The organism is Mesorhizobium sp. M0037 (assembly GCF_040323635.1).
Taxonomy (GTDB): Bacteria; Pseudomonadota; Alphaproteobacteria; order Rhizobiales; family Rhizobiaceae; genus Mesorhizobium.
The window spans coordinates 384,510-407,149 of the sequence record NZ_JAMYVB010000001.1; the positions used below are offsets into that span (position 1 = coordinate 384,510).

Genomic DNA, 22,640 nt, shown 5'->3' on the forward strand with positions numbered 1-22,640 from the left:
CTTATGCAACCTTCTTGTTCTTGGCGTTCAGCGCGCCGACGTCGAGGGTGACGGGCTGCTGGGCGACATGCGGATGTTCCGTGCCTGCATAGACGCGGAGGTTCTTCATCTGACGACGGCCGAGCGGCCCGCGCGGGATCATGCGTTCGACGGCCTTCTCGACGACACGCTCGGGGAAACGGCCCTCGAGCAGCTGGCGCGCGGTGCGCTCCTTGATGCCGCCGGGGTGACCGGTGTGCCAGTAATAGACCTTGTCGGTGAACTTCTTGCCGGTGAACACCACCTTGTCGGCATTGATGACGATGACGTTATCGCCGTCGTCGACATGCGGGGTGAAGGTGGGCTTGTGCTTGCCGCGAAGATGATTGGCGATGACAGTGGCGAGACGGCCGACGACGAGACCCTCGGCGTCGATCAGCACCCACTTCTTCACCACATCCGCAGGCTTCTGCGAAAAGGTTGCCATGGATTTCTGCTTTCGATTTGGACCTGCCCCAAACGATGGAGAAGGCGTTTCTTGTTGCTTGGATTGATGACAAGGCACTTGCCCGCCGCCAATAACAAAACGGCGGCCTTTGCGGGCCGCTGCTTCGTGACGGCTTATAGGCGAGGGGAGTGGGCGCGTCAAGGCGCGGGAAAAGCACGTCTGCTCGTAAAGTGTAATAAAAACAAAGGTTTGATCAAAAGGTATTATTTTACCACATCGGCGGCGCGCTTCGGCGGGATCGAATAGGTGCCGGTCGCATGCGCTACCGTGTGTCCCTTCGGTCCGGCGACGATGTCGATATCGAACACCATCAGGCTCTTGCCCAGCTTCAGGATGCGGCAATGGCCGTCGATCGGCCCGGCTTCGGCCTTGCGGACAAAATTGATGTTGAGGTTGACGGTAACCGAAAGCGCATCCGGCCCGGCATGGCTGAGCACGCAGACATAGCCGCCAATGTCGGCCAGCGTGAACAGCGAGGGCCCGGACACCGTGCCGCCGGGACGCAAATGCCGTTCGCTGGCGTTGAGCCGCACCGTGCAGCCGCCGGGAAACACATCGAGCGCCTCATACGACGTGAACTCGTCGTTGAGCTGGGGGTAGACGCTGGCCATCAGCGCATTGACTTCAGCCGCCGTCAGCACCGGCTTGAGATTGTCCTGGGCGGGCATGTCGGTCTCTCGTTCTATGCCGGGCCTGTATGAACGCAATGATGCGCTTCTGGCAACACCTCTGGCGCAAGCGATGGGTGTTGATGAAACTCGATCCGATATTAGATAGTCTGGCGGCGCCCGGCGGAATCGCGGAGACCCTTGTCATGGCCGAAATCCTTTCGATCAAACCTGTTGCCATAGACGGGCCGGTCATCGCCGGGCTGGACAAGGGCGTGCTGCGCCTGACGCTCGCCAATCCGCCCGCCAATGCCTTGTCGCTTTCCGTCATGGCGGCATTGAGCGCCGAGCTCGACCGTGCCAAGGCCAACAAATCGGTCCGCGTCATCGTCTTGGCGGCCGCCGGGAAAGTCTTCTGCGCCGGTCACGATCTCAAGGAAATGACCGCGCGCCGCGCCGACGCCGACAAGGGCAACGGGTTTTTCGAGCAGACATTTTCGGCTTGCGCGGCGTTGATGCAGCAGATCGTGCGCCATCCGCTCCCGATCATCGCCGAAGTCGATGGCCTAGCCACCGCTGCGGGGCTGCAACTGGTTTGCAGTTGCGACCTCGCCATTGCCTCGCATGAAGCGACCTTCTGCACGCCGGGCGTCAATATCGGCCTGTTTTGTTCGACGCCGATGGTGGCGCTGTCACGCAACGTGTCTCACAAGCACGCCATGGAAATGCTGCTCACCGGCGAGACCATCGATGCCGCAACCGCCAAGGAATTCGGCCTGGTCAACCGCGTCGTGCCGCGCGAATACCTGAATCAGATCGTCACCAAATACGCGCAAACCATTGCCTCCAAATCATCTCTGGTGGTCAAGACCGGCAAGGAAGCCTTTTACGCGCAGGCCGAGATGGGGTTGGCGGACGCGTATGCCTATACCGGCCGCGTCATGGTCGAGAACATGCTGGCCCGCGACGCCGAGGAAGGCATCGGCGCCTTCATCGGCAAGCGCAAACCGGAATGGACGGACGAATAGGTTTTCGATCCATGGAACCGCGCATCTCCATCATCACCATCGCCACCGACGATCTCGAGCGCGCCGTGCGCTTTTACGAAGGCATGGGCTTGAAGCGCCACGCCGGCATCACCGATGGCGTCGCCTTCTTCCAGATGGGCGGCGCCATTCTCGGCCTGTTCCCGAGGCCAAGCGCCGAGGAGGATTCAGGCATTGCCTTCGCCGCAGCACCGTCGGCGGTCTACCTCGCCTACAACACCCGCTCCGATGCCGAAGTCGACGACGTGCTGGCGGCCGCCGAGAAGGCCGGCGGCAGGATCGTCAAGCCGGCAGGCCGCGCCTTCTGGGGCAGCTGGTATGGATATTTCGCCGATGCCGACGGCCATGTCTGGGAAGTCGCACACAATCCGGCCTTCCCGATCGCGGATGACGGCACCATCTCGCTGCCGGACTGAGCGTCCGCATGGGCTATCGCAAGCAACTGACCCGGCTTAAGGCGCCTTATCTCAAACGCATCCTGATTGACCCCGAGCGCGTGGAAGATTGGGAGAAGTATCCCTGGAACCTGCCTCTGTTCCGCGGCCGCGAATTCGAGCTCGAATTCACCACGCCGATCACCATCATTGTCGGCGAAAACGGCACCGGCAAATCGACGCTGCTGGAAGCGATCGGCGCGCTGGCCGGTTACGACGAAGCCGGCGGCGGCAAGGGCTACATGCCCGTCGACCACTCCGGCGCCATCGACGAGAGTGGTGCAGCGCTTGCCGACACGTTGCGCGGCCACTGGCTGCCGAAGGTCACAGCGGGTTGGTTCTTCCGCGCCGAATCTTTTTACTCGGTTGCCCGCTATCTCGATCAGGCGGCGCTGGAATCTGGCGGGGCGCCGCCGGATTTCCTGTCCTGGTCGCATGGTGAAGGGTTCATCCGCTTCTTCGAGGAGCGCTGCCGCCGGCAAGGTATCTACATCCTCGACGAGCCCGAAAGCGCGCTGTCGCCATCGCGGCAGATCGAGCTGCTGAAGATGCTGCGGCGCATGGACCGGTCCGGCACGGCTCAAGTGATCATGGCGACGCACTCGCCGCTGCTGATGGCCTGTCCGGGCGCGCGGCTGTTCCGCATCAGCCGCTTCGGCCTCGACCCCACAGATTTCACCGATACCGATCATTTTCGCATGATGCGCGACTTCTGCACGGACCCGCAGTCCTTTATGGAGGAAGCACTGAGGGAGACCGACGAGTGAATCACGATAGCTACGACAATGCCTACATCGGCGGCATCCTCAATTCTGTGAAGACCATCGCCATGGTCGGCGCGTCGGCCAACGATGTCAGGCCGAGCTTTTTCGTGCTGAAATACCTGCTGGCCAAGGGCTTTTCGGTGTTTCCGATCAATCCGGGGCAGGCCGGCAAGGAAATCCTCGGCCGCATGACCTATGCCAGCCTTGCCGATCTGCCTGAACCGGTCGACATGGTCGACATCTTTCGCGCCTCCGCAGCGGTGCCCGGCATTGTCGATGAGGTGCTGAAGCTCGACCCCTTGCCGAAAGTCGTCTGGATGCAGCTTGGCGTGCGCGATGACGAGGCGGCCGCGCGTGCCGAGGCGGCCGGTATCAAGGTGGTGATGAACCGCTGCCCGAAGATCGAATATGGCAAGCTGTCGGGCGAGATCGGCTGGACCGGCGTCAACTCCGGTGTGCTTTCGTCGAAGAAGCCGCTGATGCGGTCGGGATTCCAGAGTTTCGGTGTGCGCCAGAAGTAAGGCAGTGAATGGTGAATGGTGAATAGAAGGATTTTCCTGGAAGCCGGGTAAAGCCGCATATGAGCGGCTTGCAATCAAGGTGGGACTGGCCGACTTTGCGACCACCATTCATCGCTCACCATTGACCATTTCATCATTCACACGTTTACCGCTCAGGGAGGTTTTCGATGACCCGCACGCCCGGTTTCAACACGCTCGCCGTCCATGCCGGCGCCAAGCCCGACCCGGCGACGGGCGCACGCGCCACGCCGATCTACCAGACGACCTCCTTTGTGTTCGACGATGCCGACCATGCCGCCTCGCTGTTCGGGCTGAAGGCCTTCGGCAACATCTACACCCGCATCATGAACCCGACCCAGGCGGTGCTGGAAGAGCGGATCGCGGCGCTCGAAGGCGGCACGGCTGCACTTGCCGTTGCTTCCGGCCATGCCGCACAGGTGATCGTGTTCCACAATCTCATGCGGCCTGGCGATAATTTCGTCGCCGCCACAAGGCTTTACGGTGGTTCGATCAATCAGTTCGGCCATGCCTTCAAGAATTTCGGCTGGGAGGTGCGTTGGGCCGACACCAACGACGTCTCCACCTTCGAAAGCCAGATAGACGACAAGACCAAGGCGATCTTCATCGAGAGCCTGGCCAATCCCGGCGGCACCTTCGTCGACATAGAGAAAATCGGCGACATCGCCCGCAAGCACGGCTTGCCGCTCATCGTCGACAACACGCTGGCCTCGCCCTATCTGGTGCGGCCGATCGAGCATGGCGCCGACATCGTCGTCCATTCGCTGACCAAGTTCATCGGCGGCCACGGCAATTCGATCGGCGGCGCCATCGTCGATGGCGGCACGTTCGACTGGTCGAAATCCGGCAAATATCCGATGCTGTCGGAGCCGCGCCCCGAATATGGCGGCCTTGTCCTGCACGAAACCTTCGGCAATTTCGCTTTCGCCATCGCCGCGCGCGTGCTTGGCCTGCGTGACATCGGCCCGGCGATTTCGCCGTTCAATGCCTTCCTGATCCTGACCGGGCTGGAGACCTTGCCACTCAGGATGCAGCGCCATTGCGACAATGCGATCACCGTAGCCGGCTGGCTGTCCAACCACCCCAAGGTCGCCTGGGTCAACTATCCCGGCCTGCCCAGCGACAAGAACAACGCGCTGCAGAAGAAATACTCGCCGCAAGGCGCCGGTGCTGTCTTCACCTTCGGCCTGAAGGGCGGCTACGACGCAGGCATCAAGTTCGTCGAGGCGCTCGAACTGTTCTCGCACCTCGCCAATGTCGGCGATACCAAGTCGCTGGTCATCCATCCGGCCTCGACCACGCATCGCCAGCTTTCCGACGAGCAGAAGGTCAAGGCGGGTGCCGGACCGGACACGGTCCGGCTTTCCGTCGGCATCGAGGATGTCAACGACATCGTCGCCGATCTGGAACAGGCTTTGACCAAGGTTTGATTTTGAGCGAGTAGTGAGTAGTGGTCGGTATTCACTAGTTAGCAGTGACTAGTGATTAGCCACCCGTTCGAGGGAGCGCTTTCCGCTCACTACTCACTACTCACTACTCACTGCACTACTCACTACTCACTAATCTGTTGGAGGCAAACCCTGTCCGCGCATTACTTGGCAATATCGACCGACAGCGTCGACGCCGAACATGGCGCCCCGGCGCCGGATCGTCTGATTGCGGGCGATCCGAAGTTCCGCACCTGGAATGTCGAGGAGCGCGATGGCCGCCTCTATGCCGGCATCTGGGAAGCGACGCCGGGCAAATGGCGCATCGAATATGACGAATGGGAGTTCTGCCACATCCTGTCCGGCGTCTCGGTGGTTGCCGAGGATGGCGGCGAGGCGCGCACGGTGCGCGCCGGCGACAGCTTCGTGCTCAGGCCAGGCTTCAGGGGCAGTTGGGAAGTGCTTGAAACGACCCGCAAGGAGTATGTGATCAAGCTCTGACCGCTCGGTCGCGCTTGGACTTCACAAAAGCCGATCGATGTCAGTGTCGGAAAAGCCGTATCCGCTCATCATCTCCCTGTGCCAGGGACTTCCAAGCAAATCACTGAGACATAAATCAACGCGCTGGAGCAGGGTGGCACTGCCTTTGGCGAGAGCGAAAGCGCCGGGCGCTGGCTGTTTTTCGACTGCCGGGACGTCGACGACGTCGAGAGGCGCGTCGGGTCGCCGGCTCAGATAGCCGCGATGCGCGAGCGCTACACTCGCATAGGCATGCACCACGCCGGCCGCGACGGCGTTAGCTGCTTCGGCCTGGGTGGCAAATATCCTTAGCCGTTCGGGCTGAATAGCGTTTTGCAGGGCCGTCCGGTGCTGGATCTGGCCCGATATGACGCCGATCAGCGCCGTCCGATCATTGGCGACGGACCGATAGCCATCAAAGGCGCGGGGATTGTCTTTCGCGACCAGCAATCCATCCGCCAGCATCCAGATCGGCCTTGTGAAGTCGACCAGCTTCCGGCGGTCTTCGGAAATGAACAGGCCGGTGGTCATGTCCCACCCCTTCGGCAAGCCCAGGCAGCAGCTCGGCAAACTCGGTCTCGATGGGCAAAAGTTCCAGCCCGAGCGTCAGGCAGACCCTCTTGGCCAGTTGGGCATCGCTGCCGCCCAGACGTCCCGATCCGTCGATAAAGCAGAAGGGTGGTTCCTGTAGAAAGGCGAATCTCATTTTCTCGGGCATGCGTCGGCTCCGCCGTCCTCACAAGCTCACAGTGAGCTTTTCCAGCCCATGGAAATGATAGGTGTCGCGGAAGCGCGGCTGCTCCGCAAGATGGAGTTGCGGCTGCCGCTCGAACAGGGTTTTCAGCGACACCTGCAACTCCAGCCGCGCCAGCGGCGCACCGATGCAGAAATGGATACCGGCGCCGAACGAGACATTCTTCTGGTCTAGTCGGCCGGGCCGGAAGGCGCCAGGTTCGGCAAAGGCAAGCGGATCATGATTGGCCATGCCGAGCAGCAGGCCGACCGTCTCGCCCGGTTGTACGACAACCCCCGATGTCACCTCGACCTCCTGATAGGCGTAGCGGGTGAACATGTGCAGCGGCGCGTCGAAGCGCAGGCACTCCTCGACCGTTGCAGCGGTTGCTTCCGGCGAGGTGAAGAAACGGCCGGGGTCGCCGCCTTGCGCCAGCAACGTGCGCACGGCGTTGCCGGTTTGATGGACGGTCGCCTCGTGGCCTGCATTGAGCAACAGGATGGCAGACGAGACCAACTCGTCTTCCGACAGCTTCTGGCCATCCTCTTGTGCCGCGATCAGCAGCGATAGCAGGTCGTCGCCAGGCTTCTTCCGCCGCTCGGTGACATAGCCGCGCAAAAAGTCGGAAAAATCGTGCGCGGCGCGATTGGCCGCTTCCTCGGTCTCGCGCGTCCGGCCATGCATGTACATGGCCACCATCCGGTGCGACCAGTCGAGCAGTTGCGGCCCCATTTCGACCGGCACACCGAGCATTTCGGCAATGATGGTGATCGGCAAAGGTGCGGCGAAGCTGGGCAATAGATCGACCTGGCGCGGTTCGAAACGGTCGATCAGCTCATTGGCCAGCGCCTCCACGCGCGGCCGCAGCCGCTCGACCTGGCGCGAGACGAAGGCGCGGTTGACCAGGGTTCTGAGCCTGGTGTGCACCGGCGGCTCCAGCTCCAGCATCGAATTGCTCTCGATGCCGTCGAAAGCGGCCAAATGCGAGCGATCCTCGCCGATGCCGCGGCTGTCGGGAATGCCGGCCGGGTTCTGGCGACCGAAGCGGCGGTCGCGCAACAGCCGGTTGACGTCGTCGAAGCCGCCAAAGCACCAGAAGCCGAATTCCTCCCAGAAGAAGGCATTCGATGCGCCATGCAGGACGGCATAGGCGTCGTAGGGGTTCTGGAAAAACGCCGGTTCGTGCGGATCGAGCCGCAGGCGGCGCGTGGCTGGATCAAAGGCGAGGTAGGGCGGCATGGATGTGGTCATGCCAGACCATTACCGCGGCTTGCCGGCTTGGTGCCAGACTGGATGTTGGCACCCGACGGCCCTATGGATTGAGCCAACCGAGGCGGACCTCGGCGAAGTACCGAAGTCTAATCCTCGCAATGCCTGGCAATATGCACGCGGCGCCAGCTGGTCGAGCCTTCCTGCACCACCACCCGGCGCGCCATCCTCTGGTATGACGGCGCTATCTGGGTGACGTGCCGCCGCTCGGGCCGCACCAGCACTTCATGGGCGACGCTCTCATATTCGGCCGGCAGCACAACCCGGCGGGTGCGCTCCGGTTCAACCACCATCGTTTCGGCCACATGCGCGTAGCGGGCCTTGCGCCACACCTTGCACAGCACCTTGCGGCCGTGGATGACGCGCCATTCCCAGGCATAGCCGCCATCGTCGACCTGGACCGTGCGGTAAACGGTGCGGGTTCTCGCCGGTACGATGTCATAGGTGACTCGGGGCGGCGCGATCTGCTCGACGCGCTCCATGGTGCCATAGATCGGCGGATCATAGTCGACCAACTGCCCGCCGGGACTGACCATGACGTCTTCATAGACGGTGTCATAGAGCGCCGGCCTGTGCACCGGCTCATAGCATTCGGCGGCCCGGCCGTCGGCAACCGCATCGGACACCATGCCGAGACCGGCAAGGCCGGAAATGGCGAGGCAAACAGTTTTCCTGATCATGGCACTCCCCCTGTTTGAACGCGAGAAGGTGAGGTTCAACGTTGAACTGTAGGGGATGGTTCTCCGGGGGAAAGCGGTTTCGCCGCGTTTCGTTAAGCGACGGGGTTAAGGAATTGCTACACCGCAAAAACGCCGTTGGCCGCCTTCGGGCTTCCCTTGCGCGGAAACCTTGATTCGACTTAACCAGATGGCTAGGAGAGGCGGCCTTGCGCTAGGGTGAGCCGGCATCCTATTTACATTCTAACCATCAAGAACCGATTCTGCCCGATTTCCCGGCGCCGGAATCCCCATCTCCAAAAAGGGTAGTCCATGAAGAACCCCGTCGAAACCTACATGAACCTCGTTCCGATGGTGGTCGAGCAGACCAATCGCGGCGAGCGGGCCTACGACATTTTCTCGCGCCTGCTGAAAGAGCGCATCATTTTCATCACCGGCCCGGTCGAAGACGGTATGGCGACTCTGGTTTGTGCACAGCTTTTGTTCCTCGAGGCCGAGAACCCGAAGAAAGAGATCAATCTCTACATCAACTCGCCGGGCGGCGTGGTGACCTCGGGCATGGCGATCTACGACACCATGCAGTTCATCAAGCCGGCGGTGTCGACGCTGTGCATCGGCCAGGCGGCGTCGATGGGCTCGCTGCTTCTGACCGCCGGCCACAAGGACATGCGTTTTGCCACGCCGAACGCCCGTATCATGGTTCACCAGCCTTCCGGCGGTTTCCAGGGCCAGGCCTCCGACATCGAGCGGCACGCGCAGGACATCATCAAGCTGAAGCGCCGCCTCAACGAGGTCTACGTCAAACACACCGGTAAGAGCTACGAAGACATTGAAAAGACGCTTGACCGCGACCATTTCATGACAGCCGACGAAGCCAAGGATTTCGGCCTCATCGACAAGGTCATTTCGTCGCGCGAGCCGGTCGAAGGCGCTGCGGCATAAGCGCTGCATGGCAGTTGCGTGGCTGGATAACGCGCTTTTGCTGGGATTTGCGGCATTTCGGCCACAATTGGCTGTTCCCTCGGTGGATGGGATTGCCTACGTTAAGGCTATGTTGATTTTCGACGGCTTAGCTTTGTGCAGGGTTGGCGCGAATCATTGCGACGTTTTCTGATTTGTGTTTCGTACGGAATGCGTTGCGGGAGCCGGGACACTGGCGGCGGCGAATTCCCGCGATAGATAGAATATGCGCCCTTTCAGCCAGACCATCGGCGGGCGGCCATGAAAGGACAGGAAAATGAGCAAAGTCGGCAACAACAGCGGTGATTCGAAGAACACGCTTTATTGCTCGTTTTGCGGCAAAAGCCAGCACGAAGTGCGCAAGCTGATCGCCGGCCCAACGGTGTTCATCTGCGACGAGTGCGTCGAGCTATGCATGGACATCATCCGCGAGGAGAACAAGACCTCGATGGTGAAGTCGCGCGAGGGCGTGCCGACCCCGCAGGAGATCCTGAAGGTTCTCGACGACTATGTCATCGGCCAGCCCTACGCCAAGCGCGTGCTGTCGGTGGCTGTCCACAACCACTACAAGCGCCTGGCGCATGCCGGCAAGAACAACGACGTCGAATTGGCGAAGTCCAACATCCTGCTGATCGGCCCGACCGGTTGCGGCAAGACGCTGCTTGCCCAGACGCTGGCCCGCATCATCGACGTGCCCTTCACCATGGCCGACGCGACGACGCTGACCGAAGCCGGTTACGTCGGCGAGGACGTCGAAAACATCATCCTGAAGCTGCTGCAGTCGGCCGACTACAATGTCGAGCGAGCCCAGCGCGGCATCGTCTACATCGATGAAATCGACAAGATCTCGCGCAAGTCCGACAACCCATCGATCACCCGCGACGTGTCGGGCGAGGGCGTGCAGCAGGCGCTTCTGAAGATCATGGAAGGCACCGTTGCCTCCGTGCCGCCGCAGGGCGGCCGCAAGCATCCGCAGCAGGAGTTCCTGCAGGTCGACACCGCCAACATCCTGTTCATCTGCGGCGGCGCCTTCGCCGGGCTGGACAAGATCATCTCGGATCGCGGCAGGAAGACTTCCATCGGCTTCGGCGCCATCGTCGCTTCGCCCGAGGATCGCCGCACCGGTGACGTGTTCCGCCTGGTCGAGCCCGAGGATCTCTTGAAGTTCGGCCTCATCCCCGAGTTTGTCGGCCGTCTGCCGGTCCTGGCGACGCTGGAAGACCTCGACGAGCCGGCGCTGATCCAGATCCTGACCGAGCCGAAAAACGCGCTGGTCAAACAGTATCAACGGCTGTTCGAGATGGAGAGTGTCGACCTGACCTTCCACGAGAATGCGTTGTCGGCGATCGCCAAGCGCGCCATCGAGCGCAAGACCGGCGCCCGTGGCCTGCGCTCGATCATGGAAGCAATCCTGCTCGACACCATGTTCGAACTGCCCGCTCTGGAAGGCGTGCGCGAAGTGGTGATTTCGGAAGAAGTGGTGACCGGCAGCGCCCGGCCGCTCTACATCTATTCCGAGCAGAAGGAAAAGAAGGGCAACGTCAGCGCCTGATCTGGCATCTGGCCTAACCTTTTTATGGAACGGCGCCCGCGGGGCGCCGTTTTGCTGTGGTGAGGTACCGATCCTTGTAACGGAGTGGATGAACGGACCGTGTCGACCCTTGATCTTTGCCCACCGTGCATCCAACTAACACTGGAAGGCCGAGGTGCCGAATTCTGTGCTGTAAAACTCCCGTCACAAACGGTGGTAGGCGGAACGATCCCCGGTCGTTAATATGAGATTCGCGGTTGGCTCAATTAGCGGCCGCGACATGAAAGGTTGGACAATGGCCAAAATATCCAAGGCTCCCAGCGACGGCGTCTTCGCAGTCCTCCCACTGCGCGACATCGTGGTGTTCCCGCACATGATCGTTCCGCTCTTTGTCGGGCGTGAAAAGTCGATCAAGGCGCTGGAAGAGGTTATGGGTCAGGAAAAGCAGATCCTGCTTGCCACCCAGATGAATGCCGCCGATGACGATCCCGAGCCCGATGGGATCTTCGACATCGGCACGCTCGCCAATGTGCTGCAATTGCTGAAGCTGCCCGACGGCACCGTCAAGGTGCTGGTCGAAGGCGCTTCGCGTGCCAAGATCGTCTCGTTCACCGACCGTCCGGACTTCCACGAAGCCACCGCCACGGCGCTGGTCGAGCCGGAGGAGGAAGAGGTCGAGGTCGAGGCGCTCGCCCGTTCGGTCGTCACCGACTTCGAAAACTACGTCAAGCTGAACAAGAAGATCTCGCCTGAAGTGGTGGGCGCCGCCAGCCAGATCGACGACTATTCCAAGCTCGCCGATACGGTTGCCTCGCACCTCGCCATCAAGATCCCCGAGAAGCAGGAGATGCTGGCCACGCTGTCCGTCAAGGAACGGCTGGAAAAGGCGATGGGTTTCATGGAAGCCGAAATCTCCGTCCTGCAGGTGGAGAAGCGCATCCGCTCGCGCGTCAAGCGCCAGATGGAGAAGACGCAGCGCGAATATTACCTCAACGAGCAGATGAAGGCGATCCAGAAGGAGCTCGGCGAAGGCGAGGACGGCCGCGACGAGGCCGCCGAGATCGAGGCGCGCATCAAAAAGACCAAGCTCTCCAAGGAGGCCCGCGAAAAGGCGGAAGCCGAGTTGAAGAAGCTGCGGACGATGTCGCCGATGTCGGCGGAATCGACCGTTGTGCGCAATTATCTCGACTGGATCCTGTCGATCCCGTGGGGCAAGAACTCCAAGGTCAAGCAGGACCTGGCGTTTGCGCAGAACGTGCTCGACACCGATCATTTCGGCCTCGACAAGGTCAAGGACCGCATCGTCGAGTATCTCGCCGTGCAAAGCCGCCAGAAGAAGCTGAAGGGGCCGATCCTGTGCCTCGTCGGCCCTCCCGGCGTCGGCAAGACCTCGCTCGGCAAGTCGATCGCCAAGGCGACCGGCCGCGAGTTCATCCGCATGGCGCTTGGCGGCGTGCGTGACGAGGCCGAGATCCGTGGCCACCGCCGCACCTATATCGGCTCGATGCCCGGCAAGGTCATCCAGTCGATGAAGAAGGCCAAGAAGTCCAACCCGCTCTTCCTGCTCGACGAGATCGACAAGATGGGCCAGGACTTCCGCGGCGATCCGTCATCGGCTTTGCTCGAGGTGCTCGATCCCGAGCAGAACTCGACGTTCATGGACCATTACCTCGAGGTCGAATACGACCTGTCGAGCGTGATGTTCGTGACGACGGCGAACACACTGAACATCCCTGCGCCCCTGATGGACCGCATGGAGATCATCCGTATCGCCGGCTACACCGAGGACGAGAAGATCGAGATCGCCAAGCGTCACCTGATGCCCAAGGTGATCCGCGATCATGCCCTGCAGCCGAAGGAATTCTCCGTCGGCGAGGACGCGATCCGCGGCATCATCCAGACCTACACCCGTGAAGCGGGCGTCAGAAGCCTGGAGCGCGAGCTGATGAAGCTCGGGCGCAAGGCGGTGACCGAGATCCTGAAGACGAAGAAGAAGACGGTGAGCATCACGGCGGCGAACCTCGCCGATTACCTCGGTGTTCCGCGCTTCCGCTTCGGCCAGGTCGAGGCTGACGATCAGGTCGGTGTCGTCACCGGTCTTGCCTGGACGGAAGTCGGCGGCGAGCTGCTGACGGTCGAAGGCGTCATGATGCCCGGCAAGGGCCGCATGACGGTGACCGGCAATCTGCGCGACGTGATGAAGGAATCGATCTCGGCGGCGGCCTCTTATGTCCGCTCGCGGGCCATCGATTTCGGCATCGAGCCGCCGCTGTTCGACAAACGTGACATCCACGTCCACTTGCCCGAAGGCGCCACGCCGAAGGACGGTCCGTCTGCAGGTGCTGCCATGGCGACAGCCATCGTGTCGGTCATGACGGGGATTCCGGTCCGGGCCGATGTGGCGATGACTGGCGAGATAACGCTTCGCGGCCGCATCTTGCCGATCGGCGGCCTCAAGGAGAAGCTGCTCGCAGCACTGCGCGGCGGCATCAAGAAGGTGCTGATCCCGGAAGACAACGCCAAGGATCTGGCGGAGATACCGGACAATGTGAAGAACGGTATGGATATCATTCCGGTCTCACGTGTCGGCGAGGTTCTGAGACACGCGCTGGTGCGCATGCCGGAGCCAATCGAGTGGGTCGAGCCAGTCAATCCGCCGGCTTCCACCGATACCGTTGACGATGCTGGAAAGTCGCTTGCACATTAGAAACTACTAAAGTTGCAGTGCACAAAGAGAGAGCCGGGCCTTGAGCCCGGCTTTTTCATGTGAAAAACCCACCTTTTCCGGGCTTTTTTCAACTTATTTCCGGCTTTTTGACTTGGGTTTGCGAGCGCTTCTTTCTAAAGTCCCTCTCCTGCCGGATGAGTCGAAAGTTCCGGTTTTCTCATGGAAGGGAATTTTTATGAACAAGAACGAACTGGTTTCCGCTGTCGCTGAATCCGCGAGCATTTCGAAGGGTGACGCACAGTCGGCGGTTGAGGCGGTGTTCTCCGTCATCACTGGCGAACTGAAGAAGGGCGGCGATGTACGGCTCGTCGGCTTCGGAAATTTCACCGTCTCCAAGCGTGCGGCATCGACTGGCCGCAACCCGCAGACTGGCGCGGAAGTGAAGATTCCGGCGCGTACCGTGCCGAAGTTCTCGGCCGGCAAAGGCCTCAAGGACGCGGTCAACTAAAAATTTTTCAGAGAATGTTGGAAAGCCGGGTTCGCCCGGCTTTTCTTTTGCCTCGATCGCGGCAAGCCGTCAGCCCGCTGAGGCGCGCCTTCAGCCCACCGGCGCATCCGCGCGCATCAGGCCTTCCTGCTTGAGGTCCGCCCACAGCGCCGCGGGCAGCTTGGCATCGAGCAGGGCGCGGTTGCTTTCGACTTCGCTCGGCCGCTGGCCGCCGGGGATGACCGACACCACGGAAGGGTGCAGCAGCGGAAACTGCAGCGCCGCCTCGATCAGCCTGACGCCATGGCGCTCGCAGACGGCCTCGATGCGCCCGACGCGATCCATGATGTCCCTTGGCGCCTCGGAGTAATTGTAATAGGCGCCTGGCTTCGGCCCGGTCGCCAGGATGCCGGAATTGTAAGGACCGCCGAGAACGATGCCGATGCCGCGTTGCTCACAGAGCGGCAGGAAGGTGGCAAGCGCTTCCTGTTCCAGCAGCGTGTAGCGCCCGGCCAGCAGGAACAGGTCGAAGTCGCCACGCTCCGCCAGCGTCTGGCAAACCTCCCATTCGTTGATGCCGCCGCCGAAGGCCTTGATCACGCCCTGGTCGCGCAGCGCAACCAGTCCGTTGTAGCCCGAGGCCATGAATTCCTCGATGCGCTGGTCTGACGCCTCCTTGCTACCATGGGTGAAGATGTCGAGGTCATGGACGAAAAGGATGTCGATGCGGTCGACGCCAAGCCGTTCCAGCGACGTCTCGAACGAGCGCATGACGCCGTCATAGCTGTAGTCGTAGACCTCCTTGCGCGTCGGTGTGTCGAAGAACTTGCCGATGCCGGTTCGTTCCTCCGGCGGGCAGGCGCGCAACAGGCGACCGACCTTGCTCGACAGCACATAATCGTCGCGCTTCCTGCCGCGCAGGAAGGCATTGAGCCGTGTTTCGGCAAGGCCCAGGCCATAGAGCGGCGCGGTGTCGTAGTAACGGCAGCCGGTCGCCCACGCCGCCTCCAGCGTGGCGTTGGCATCCGCGTCGGGGACGGCGCGGTAAAGGTTGCCGAGGGGCGCGCTGCCGAAGCCAAGCTCGGTGAAGTCGAGGCCGCCATTGCCGATGCGGTCGAAATGCCGTGTCTTCATGTCGTGCTGATTTCCTGGATTGATTGTCTGACATGACACTATCACGCCGCTGGCTCAGCAAAAGCCGCCATGGCCGTTGGACAGGCATTTTCGCGGTGATAGCATGAACAAAAACAAGCCTTTTTGCGAAAGCGCGCAACCCGAAATCACCGGCCACAAACCCAGCCGGACAGATGGGACTCTCATGACGAATGCCGGCTCGGATATGTTTTCGACCGCCCTGCAAGAGCTGGGCGCCGTACTGGCGCGCGTCGACGAAGCCGGCATCTACACCGCCTGCGAAACCCTGGCCCGCGCGCAAAAGATCGTCGTCTATGGCTGCGGCCGCGAGGCCTTGCAGCTCAAGGGTTTCGCCATGCGCCTCTATCACCTCGGGCTTGAGGTGTCGGTGGTCGGCGACATGAACACGCCACCGCTTGGCGCAGCCGATGTCTTCCTGGTCAGTTCCGGCCCGGGCGAGACGACGACGGTGCTCACCTTGATGCAAGTCGCCCGCAAGGCCGGCGCCACCGTGCTTTTGCTCACCGCCGAGGCAGGCAGCAGTGCGGTCGCGCTTGCCGACTTCACCTTGCTGATCCCGGCGCAGACCATGGCGCGCGACCAGGGGCCGCAAAAGACATCGCTGCTGCCGATGGGCTCGGTCTTCGAAGGGGCGCTGTTCCTGCTGTTCGAGGTCATGGTGCTGAAGCTCAAGGCGCTGACCGGCCAGTCGTCCGAGGCCATGCGCGCCCGCCACACCAACATGGAATAGATCATGCGCTACGAACTGATGCTGCCGCACCAGATCCGCAAGGCGATCGCCGAGAACTGGCCGGTCGCTCTCCCGCTCGGCGTGCTCGAATATCACGGCGAGCACATGGCTGTCGGCATGGACACGCTGGCCGTCATCAAGACGCTGGAGCTCTACGAGAAGGAGGCCGACATCGTCATTCTGCCGGCTTTCTACTACGGTGCGGCGAGCTATGTGGTGGCAGCACCCGAAGGCAACGGCTCGGTGCAGGTCGGCGGCAACCAGCTGGCGCCGTTCGCCGAAGAATTGTTCTACAGCCTGCTGCGCATCGGCTTTCGTAACATCAACGCCATCATCCACCACCAGACCGAGAACTTTGCCGCCGGCATGCCGACCGATCTCGCCTTCAAGGCCGCCGGCCGCCAGGCGATCTTCCGCTTCCTCGAGAAGCAGCGCGGCGAGGGCTGGTGGGGCTCAGACGGGATGGCCGATTATTATGCCGGGCACGCCGCCGGCGAGAATTTCTTCAACTGGGTGCAGGTGCACCCGCTAATGTCGGCTGCCATGAACGGGAAGTATCCGTTCGATCACGCCGGTGTTGGCGAGACATCATTGATGCTGGCACTGTGTCCGGAAGCGGTCGATGCCGGGCGTTTTGGCGAGAATACCGCGTGGTATACGGCCAGTGCGCCGGAGGCCTCGGCGGAGCTGGGGCGAAAGGGTGTGGCGATGATCATGGATCACCTGAGGGCGATATTGGGGCGCTAGCAGACAAAGTCGCTCTGTAGCGATCCTTCACACCCCCCTCTGTCCTGCCGGACATCTCCCCCGCAAGGGGGGAGATCAGATGTCATTTCCGCTTTCGCCAATCACCTACGTCGCAAGAAAAGCGATGCAGCCAAAGCTGCCGATCTCCCTCCTTGCGGGGGAGATGGCCGGCAGGCCAGAGGGGGGTGCTGTCCCGCCGAGGTCAACAGTAGAGGGGCACGCCGCCTCTCGCCTACTTCACCGCCCCCGCCGTCATGCCCATGATCAGATACCGCTCAAGCGCAATCCCGATGACCGCCAGCGGTGCGATCGCGGCGGTGGCAAGCGCCGCCATCGACCACCAGTTGATGCCTTGCGAGCCGGTCTGGCTCGCCACCATGACCGGGATGGTCTTGGCGTCGGTCGAGGTCAGCAGCGCGGCGAAAAAATACTCGTTCCAGCACAGCACCATCGCCAGGATGAAAGCGGCGACCATGCCCGGCAGCGCAATCGGCATGACGATGCGGAAAAAAGCGCCCCAGATCGACAGGCCGTCGACCAGCGCTGCCTCCTCCAGTTCGACAGGGATCGAATTGAACTGGTCGCGCATGATCCAGATGACGATCGGCAGCACCATGAGCGTGTAGAGCAGGATCAGGCCGATGCGTGTGTCGAGCAGGCCGACCTCGCGGTAGAGCACCAGGAAGGGCAGGGCGAGCACCACCGGCGGCAGGATCAGCTGCGACAGGAAGAAGAAGGAGATGTCCTCGTTCTTGAACCAGGCGAACTGATAGCGATACCGGGTCAGCCCATAGGCGGCGAGGCTGCCGATGACGATGGCGAGGCTCGATGCGCCGACCGAGGTGATGACCGAATTCATGAAGCGCTTGAAAAACTCCTCCCGCACCGTCGAGGTCTGGAAGATCGAATCCGGCGACAGGCCGAGCGAGCGCCAGCCCTTCCAGTCCGGTTGGAAGTCGACGAACGGGATGAGGTGTCCTTGCGTGACGTCGACCGCGGTCTTGAAAGAGGTGGTGATCGTCCAGTAGATCGGGAACAGGCAGATGAAGGCCCAGAACGCCAGCGCGCCATAGATGAAGATGCGATTGGCCAGAAAACCTAGCGGTGAGCGGATTTCCGAGGCAGTATAGTCGGTGGTCTGGACGCTCATTGTGCCTCGTCAGTTCACGTTGCGCACGAAGCGATTGGCGAATTTCAACAGCCAGGTCACGAACACGACGATGATGACGAGATAGGCCATCGCCAGCATGGTGCCGTAGCCGACATTCGAGCGGTCGCGGTATTCCCGGTAGATGAAGCTCGACACAGAATCCGTGGCGCCGCCGGGCCCGCCGGAGGTCACGGTGATGATGATGTCGGCAAGCTTCAGCTTGAAGATGATGCGCAGGATCACCGCCGTCACCGACACCGGCAGCATCAGCGGGAAGGTGACCTGCCAAAAAGTCTGCCATGGCGTGGCGCCGTCGACGCGCGCTGCCTCCAGCACGTCGCGCGACATAGCCTGCAGGCCGGCAAGCAGCATGATCATCATGAACGGGATGAAGGTCCAGGCGTCGAGCACCATGATCGAGATGCGGGCGGTGATCGGGTTGGAGAAGAAGGCGGGGTTCTCCCAGCCGAGATGGCGCGCCAGCGTCGCCGCCGGCCCGAAACGGTATTCCATCAGCGATTTGCCGATCATCCAGGATACCGCGACCGGCGACAGCATCAGCGGCATCAGGAAGACGACTCGGAAGAATTTGCGCGCCCGGATCTGCGCGTTGAGCAGCAGCGCCAGGCCGAAAGCGATGACATATTCGACCAGCACGGCGAGCACATAAAGCACCATGTTGAACAGCGCGTTGCGGTAGTAGGGATCGGCCAGCATCTGCCAGAAATTGTCGAGCCCGTTGAACTTGCGGCCGGAAAAGGACGACAGGTTCCAGTCGGTCAGCGCGATATAGAAGCCGAACAGCGTCGGGAAGATCACCATGGCGATGGTGAACAGCAGCGCCGGCAGCAGGAACAGCGCGCGCTGGCCGTCCTCGCCGCGCGTCAGCACCTGGCCGATGCCGAGCGCCACCCCCCACAGAACATAGGCATAGACGATGGGACGCCAGGTCTCGAAGCCGAGCGTGGTGATCTCGTTCTTGTAGAGGATCTCAAACGCGATCACCGCCAGCAGGCCAAGCGTGGCGGCCGCCATCAGGGCAAAACCCGCCCGCTTGCGGGCCGGCGAGATCAGATCGGCTGGGCCGGCGTTGGCCGGCCATGCATTGGTGGTCTGGTCAGCCACGCGTCCCCGTCCGTTTAAAAAATCAAGCCTGCGACCGGCCCGAGCCGGTCAGGTCCGGCGGCTTGCACCGCCGGACGTGTTGTCACGATAGGATCAGCCTACACGCCGAGCGAGGCCTTGTAGAGCTTGATCTGGTTTTCGCGGCCGATCTGGTCGGTCAGCTTCTCCCAGGCCGCGGCAATGGCGTCGGCGCCTTCCTGCGCCTTCATCTTGCCGGCGAATGTGTTGGCCAGAATGTCCTCGGCAGCCGAATAGTACTGGAAGATGCCGGGGATGCGCGGCTCGATCGCCGCGTTCGGATGGTTGTAGCTGTCGGCTTCCGACTTCAGATACGAGGTGATGAACGCCTCGTCGTAGCCTGCCGCCACCCATTCGGGAATGTCGAAATGCGAGTTGCGGTAGGGCTGGAAGCCGGACGGATACATCGCCGTCCAGATTGACAGGTCCTTGCCGCCGAGATGAGCGGCGGCCGACCATGCCGCTTTTTTCTTCTTTTCGTCCGTATCGACGCGGGCCATGACGTAGACGCCCCAGCCGAGATAGGCGCAGTTCGGCGCATAGTTCGGGCCGCTGGCGAGTTTGTCCCAAGCGCCGGTCTTGGCATTGTAGACGTCGTCGGACCCCGGCAGGATCGAGAAGCCGGTGACGTCGCCGATGACCGAGCTATCGTTGGTCTTGACGTTGGAGCCGACGTCGCCCCACCAGGTGACCATCGAACCGGTGCCGGCCAGGAACTGCTGGAAGGCTGTCGTGTTCGGGTCGGCGTTGATCTGGTCGGCGGGCTCCGACGGCAGCGCGTCGATGACGTCCTGGATGGCGCGCACCCAGGCCGGATTGTTGATGCGCGGCTTCATCGTGTCGGCATCGAACAGCCAGGCCTTGTCGTCGGGATGCTTGGCATAGGCGGTGGCACGGCTGCCGAGGAAGTAGAAGCCGAAACCGCCCCAGGCCTTAGGCGCATCGAGATAGCCAAAGACGTCCTGGCCCTTGAACTGCTTGCCCTTGAGGAATTTTGTGACGGCCTGGACTTCCTGCCAGGTCTTCGGCACGCCCCACTCGGTGGTCGCGCCGCCGTCCTTCCACGCCTTGGCGAGGTCGGCATCGGCAAACACGTCGGTGCGGTAATTGAAGTTATGCGCATCGCCGTCGACGGTGATCCGGTACTGCTTGCCGTCCCAGGTGCCGACCGGCGGCTGCAGATAGGCCACGACATCCTTCATGTCGATCTGCTCTTTGACCCAGTCGGGCATCTCGGACGTCAGGCCCTTGCCGCAGACATCGCCTTCGAAGGGCGCGCCCATCTCGATGATGTCGAAGTCGACGGTGCCGGTTGCGATCGACTGCTGCAGGCGGGCATTGTAGTCGGCCTGCGCCAGGTCGATCCAGCTGATCTTGGCGCCGGTATAGGCCTCCCACGGCTTCAGGAAGCCGCGGAACAGCACATTGTGCAGGTTCTGGTTGTTGAGGCCCATGAAGGTGAGCTCGACGCCGGCGAATTCGCCTTCCTTGACGTTGGCCTTGGTGGCTTCCAGGCAGAGTTCGCCGACCTTCTGGAAATCGGCATCCGTCGGCTGACCCTTGCCGACGCCGGGGATCTGAAGAATTTTGGAGCGTAGCTCGCTGGCGGCTTCAGCCGGGCGGGTGAAAGCGCCGAGCCCAGCGCCCGATGCGGCGGCGATCGCGGCCATTGAGGCCGCGCCCTTGAGTATGTCACGCCGGGTGGCACCCGCGCGGACGAGTTTTTCGTACAGACCGACTCTCATCTATTCCTCCCAGAACAACAGTCGTGAATTAAAATGCCAATCCCTCCGACGCCGAAACGTCGGCGGTTCTCCTTTATCATACGGGGACGTGGGACCCCACCCTGCGTCGCCTGGAGCTCCGATTTTCGGATAAAAATCCGACTGCCGGATTGGCAACAGCTAATATTTGCGTAATCGATTACCTTGTCAACACGAATGGCTTTTTATCGATAACATACCGACTTGCCCTTGCCGTTGGCAATGGCTAGCTTCACCGCGAGAAAAGGGGGGACGATGGCTCAAGTCGCGATCAGCAATGTGGCCAAGGCGTTCGGAACCGTCAAGGTCCTGCACGAGGTCAGCGTCGATATCGCCGATGGCCAGTTCGTGGTGTTGGTCGGCCCGTCGGGCTGCGGCAAGTCCACGCTGCTCAGGATGGTGGCCGGGCTGGAGACCGTCTCCGGCGGCACGATCGCCATTGGCGAGCGCATCGTCAACAATCTGCCGCCGGCCAAGCGCGACATCGCCATGGTGTTCCAGAACTACGCGCTCTATCCGCACAAGACGGTGGAGCAGAACATGGCGTTTGCGCTGAAGCTGCGCAAGACCGATCCAGCCGTGGTCGCCGAGCGGGTCAAGCGCGCCGCCGACATTCTCGACCTCAATCCGTACCTGAAACGTTATCCGCGCCAGCTATCCGGCGGCCAGCGCCAGCGCGTCGCCATGGGCCGCGCCATCGTGCGCAATCCGCAGGTCTTCCTGTTCGACGAGCCGCTCTCCAATCTCGACGCCAAGCTGCGCGTGCAGATGCGCACCGAGATCAAGGAACTGCACCAGCGGCTGAAGACCACCACCATCTACGTCACCCACGACCAGATCGAGGCCATGACCATGGCCGACAAGATCGTCGTCATGCGCGATGGCCGTATCGAGCAGGTCGGCGCGCCATTGGAATTGTTCGACCGGCCGGCCAATCTGTTTGTCGCCGGCTTCATCGGCTCGCCGTCGATGAACCTGCTCAAGGGCGTGGTGCGCAAGGGCGACAAGGTCGAGATAGCGGGCACGCTGTTCCCGATCGCGGCCGGCAGCGCCGCCAAGGAGGGCCAGGCCGTGGTCTATGGCGTGCGGCCCGAGCATCTCGAAATCCATGCCGACGGCGTGCCAGCAAAGATCTCGGTGGTCGAGCCGACCGGTTCCGAAACGCTGGTCTTCGTGCGTTTCGGCGAGGGCGAGATGGTGGCGCTGTTTCGCGAGCGCCACGACTTCAAGCCCGGCGACACGCTCAATCTCAAGCCGCGCCTCGACCAGGTCCATCTCTTCGACGCCGAGACCGGCAACCGGCTCTGATTTCCAATCGACTTTGACCAAACCTGTTTGACGAGGACTGCCATGCTCAAAGGGATCAACCCATTGCTCAATGCCGATGTGCTCCAGGCGCTCAGGGCAATGGGACACGGCGACGATCTGGTCATCGCCGACACCAATTTCCCCGCCGATTCGGTGGCAAAGCAGACCGTGCTCGGCAAGCTGCTGCGCATCGATGCCTCGGCGGCCGATGTCGCCAAGGCGGTGCTGTCGCTCTATCCGCTCGACACATTCGTCGACGATGCGGCCGCGCGCATGGAGATTGTCGGCAAGCCGGACGAGATTCCGCCGGTGCAAAAAGAGGTGCAGAAGGAGATCGACAAGGCCGAGGGCAAGGCCTGGCCGATGATCTCGGTCGAGCGCTATGCCTTCTACGAGCGCGCCAAGAAAGCCTATTGCGTCATCCAGACCGGGGAGCGCCGCTTCTATGGCTGCTTCGCCTTTCGCAAGGGCGTCGTGCCGCCGGATGCCGAGTAG

24 protein-coding genes are annotated in these 22,640 nt (G+C 61.8%); 14 read left to right on the forward strand and 10 right to left on the reverse strand.

The annotated features are described in order from the left end of the window. Position 1: 1 nt before the first annotated feature. Both rplM and NKJ78_RS01975 read right to left on the reverse strand, forming a co-directional pair. A complete protein-coding gene (gene rplM, locus NKJ78_RS01970) occupies positions 2 to 466 on the reverse strand; it encodes a 50S ribosomal protein L13 (protein ID WP_023669409.1) in 465 nt (154 codons plus the stop codon). Positions 467 to 690: 224 nt separating this feature from the next. After that, a complete protein-coding gene (locus NKJ78_RS01975; RefSeq protein WP_023693292.1) occupies positions 691 to 1,155 on the reverse strand; it encodes a PaaI family thioesterase in 465 nt (154 codons plus the stop codon). Positions 1,156 to 1,301: 146 nt separating this feature from the next. Here NKJ78_RS01975 and NKJ78_RS01980 point away from each other — a divergent pair, with 146 nt between their 5' ends. The 6 genes from NKJ78_RS01980 (at position 1,302) to NKJ78_RS02005 (ending at position 5,806) form a co-directional block, all read left to right on the forward strand. Next, a complete protein-coding gene (locus NKJ78_RS01980) occupies positions 1,302 to 2,123 on the forward strand; it encodes an enoyl-CoA hydratase (RefSeq protein ID WP_352460134.1) in 822 nt (273 codons plus the stop codon). Positions 2,124 to 2,134: 11 nt separating this feature from the next. Next, positions 2,135 to 2,557, forward strand: a complete 423-nt coding sequence (locus NKJ78_RS01985) for a VOC family protein (RefSeq protein ID WP_352460135.1) — start codon at positions 2,135 to 2,137, stop codon at positions 2,555 to 2,557. Positions 2,558 to 2,565: 8 nt separating this feature from the next. Beyond that, positions 2,566 to 3,342: an AAA family ATPase gene (locus NKJ78_RS01990; protein ID WP_352460136.1), complete on the forward strand. Its 777-nt coding sequence runs from the start codon at positions 2,566 to 2,568 to the stop codon at positions 3,340 to 3,342. Then, positions 3,339 to 3,860, forward strand: a complete 522-nt coding sequence (locus NKJ78_RS01995; RefSeq protein ID WP_023669414.1) for a CoA-binding protein — start codon at positions 3,339 to 3,341, stop codon at positions 3,858 to 3,860. Before NKJ78_RS01990 ends, NKJ78_RS01995 begins: the two co-directional genes overlap by 4 nt. A 167-nt stretch (positions 3,861 to 4,027) precedes the next feature. Continuing rightward, a complete protein-coding gene (locus tag NKJ78_RS02000; protein WP_023693295.1) occupies positions 4,028 to 5,308 on the forward strand; it encodes an O-acetylhomoserine aminocarboxypropyltransferase in 1,281 nt (426 codons plus the stop codon). A 165-nt stretch (positions 5,309 to 5,473) separates the two neighbouring features. After that, a complete protein-coding gene (locus NKJ78_RS02005; RefSeq protein ID WP_488505273.1) occupies positions 5,474 to 5,806 on the forward strand; it encodes a cupin domain-containing protein in 333 nt (110 codons plus the stop codon). A 21-nt stretch (positions 5,807 to 5,827) separates the two neighbouring features. On the opposite strand, the gene NKJ78_RS02010 is transcribed toward NKJ78_RS02005, so the two are convergent. From NKJ78_RS02010 to NKJ78_RS02025, 4 genes are all read right to left on the reverse strand, one after another. Then, positions 5,828 to 6,355, reverse strand: a complete 528-nt coding sequence (locus NKJ78_RS02010) for a type 2 periplasmic-binding domain-containing protein (RefSeq protein WP_280790547.1) — start codon at positions 6,353 to 6,355, stop codon at positions 5,828 to 5,830. Further along, positions 6,240 to 6,542: a transporter substrate-binding domain-containing protein gene (locus NKJ78_RS02015; protein ID WP_348625504.1), complete on the reverse strand. Its 303-nt coding sequence runs from the start codon at positions 6,540 to 6,542 to the stop codon at positions 6,240 to 6,242. Before NKJ78_RS02015 ends, NKJ78_RS02010 begins: the two co-directional genes overlap by 116 nt. Before the next feature lie 18 nt (positions 6,543 to 6,560). Further along, the gene (locus NKJ78_RS02020) at positions 6,561 to 7,808 is read right to left on the reverse strand and encodes a cytochrome P450 (RefSeq protein WP_023693297.1); all 1,248 of its coding nucleotides are present in this window, start codon (positions 7,806 to 7,808) and stop codon (positions 6,561 to 6,563) included. 107 nt (positions 7,809 to 7,915) lie between these two features. Then, positions 7,916 to 8,506, reverse strand: coding sequence for a hypothetical protein (locus NKJ78_RS02025; RefSeq protein ID WP_352460137.1), 591 nt, complete (start codon positions 8,504 to 8,506; stop codon positions 7,916 to 7,918). Positions 8,507 to 8,815: 309 nt separating this feature from the next. Between NKJ78_RS02025 and clpP the strand changes: the two genes are divergently transcribed. The 4 genes from clpP to NKJ78_RS02045 all read left to right on the forward strand — a co-directional run bounded on the left by clpP (position 8,816) and on the right by NKJ78_RS02045 (position 14,170). Beyond that, on the forward strand, positions 8,816 to 9,445 hold the full coding sequence (gene clpP / locus NKJ78_RS02030) for an ATP-dependent Clp endopeptidase proteolytic subunit ClpP (protein WP_023682306.1): 630 nt from the start codon (positions 8,816 to 8,818) through the stop codon (positions 9,443 to 9,445). A gap of 295 nt (positions 9,446 to 9,740) precedes the next feature. Then, a complete protein-coding gene (clpX, locus tag NKJ78_RS02035; protein ID WP_023682305.1) occupies positions 9,741 to 11,015 on the forward strand; it encodes an ATP-dependent Clp protease ATP-binding subunit ClpX in 1,275 nt (424 codons plus the stop codon). A 274-nt stretch (positions 11,016 to 11,289) separates the two neighbouring features. Continuing rightward, on the forward strand, positions 11,290 to 13,701 hold the full coding sequence (gene lon / locus NKJ78_RS02040) for an endopeptidase La (protein ID WP_352460138.1): 2,412 nt from the start codon (positions 11,290 to 11,292) through the stop codon (positions 13,699 to 13,701). 196 nt (positions 13,702 to 13,897) lie between these two features. After that, positions 13,898 to 14,170, forward strand: a complete 273-nt coding sequence (locus NKJ78_RS02045; RefSeq protein WP_023669423.1) for an HU family DNA-binding protein — start codon at positions 13,898 to 13,900, stop codon at positions 14,168 to 14,170. A 90-nt stretch (positions 14,171 to 14,260) separates the two neighbouring features. Here the strand turns inward: NKJ78_RS02045 and NKJ78_RS02050 are convergent, their stop codons facing one another. Further along, on the reverse strand, positions 14,261 to 15,283 hold the full coding sequence (locus NKJ78_RS02050; protein WP_023739333.1) for an aldo/keto reductase: 1,023 nt from the start codon (positions 15,281 to 15,283) through the stop codon (positions 14,261 to 14,263). Between the two features lie 184 nt (positions 15,284 to 15,467). Here NKJ78_RS02050 and NKJ78_RS02055 point away from each other — a divergent pair, with 184 nt between their 5' ends. Together NKJ78_RS02055 and NKJ78_RS02060 are read left to right on the forward strand one after the other, a co-directional pair. Beyond that, positions 15,468 to 16,034, forward strand: a complete 567-nt coding sequence (locus NKJ78_RS02055) for an SIS domain-containing protein (RefSeq protein WP_023739334.1) — start codon at positions 15,468 to 15,470, stop codon at positions 16,032 to 16,034. Between the two features lie 3 nt (positions 16,035 to 16,037). After that, the gene (locus NKJ78_RS02060) at positions 16,038 to 16,781 is read left to right on the forward strand and encodes a creatininase family protein (protein WP_023739335.1); all 744 of its coding nucleotides are present in this window, start codon (positions 16,038 to 16,040) and stop codon (positions 16,779 to 16,781) included. A 232-nt stretch (positions 16,782 to 17,013) separates the two neighbouring features. Here the strand turns inward: NKJ78_RS02060 and NKJ78_RS02065 are convergent, their stop codons facing one another. The 3 genes from NKJ78_RS02065 to NKJ78_RS02075 all read right to left on the reverse strand — a co-directional run bounded on the left by NKJ78_RS02065 (position 17,014) and on the right by NKJ78_RS02075 (position 20,819). Then, the gene (locus tag NKJ78_RS02065) at positions 17,014 to 17,931 is read right to left on the reverse strand and encodes a carbohydrate ABC transporter permease (RefSeq protein ID WP_023739336.1); all 918 of its coding nucleotides are present in this window, start codon (positions 17,929 to 17,931) and stop codon (positions 17,014 to 17,016) included. 9 nt (positions 17,932 to 17,940) lie between these two features. Beyond that, on the reverse strand, positions 17,941 to 19,056 hold the full coding sequence (locus NKJ78_RS02070) for a carbohydrate ABC transporter permease (RefSeq protein ID WP_023689462.1): 1,116 nt from the start codon (positions 19,054 to 19,056) through the stop codon (positions 17,941 to 17,943). Positions 19,057 to 19,154: 98 nt separating this feature from the next. Then, complete coding sequence (locus NKJ78_RS02075) at positions 19,155 to 20,819, reverse strand: ABC transporter substrate-binding protein (RefSeq protein WP_023739337.1); 1,665 nt, start codon at positions 20,817 to 20,819, stop codon at positions 19,155 to 19,157. Positions 20,820 to 21,092: 273 nt separating this feature from the next. On the opposite strand from NKJ78_RS02075, the gene NKJ78_RS02080 reads away from it, so the two are divergent. Continuing rightward, entirely contained in the window at positions 21,093 to 22,145 is a 1,053-nt protein-coding gene (locus tag NKJ78_RS02080) for an ABC transporter ATP-binding protein (protein ID WP_023711517.1), read from the forward strand. A 42-nt stretch (positions 22,146 to 22,187) separates the two neighbouring features. Next, positions 22,188 to 22,640, forward strand: a complete 453-nt coding sequence (locus tag NKJ78_RS02085) for an RbsD/FucU family protein (RefSeq protein ID WP_023739338.1) — start codon at positions 22,188 to 22,190, stop codon at positions 22,638 to 22,640.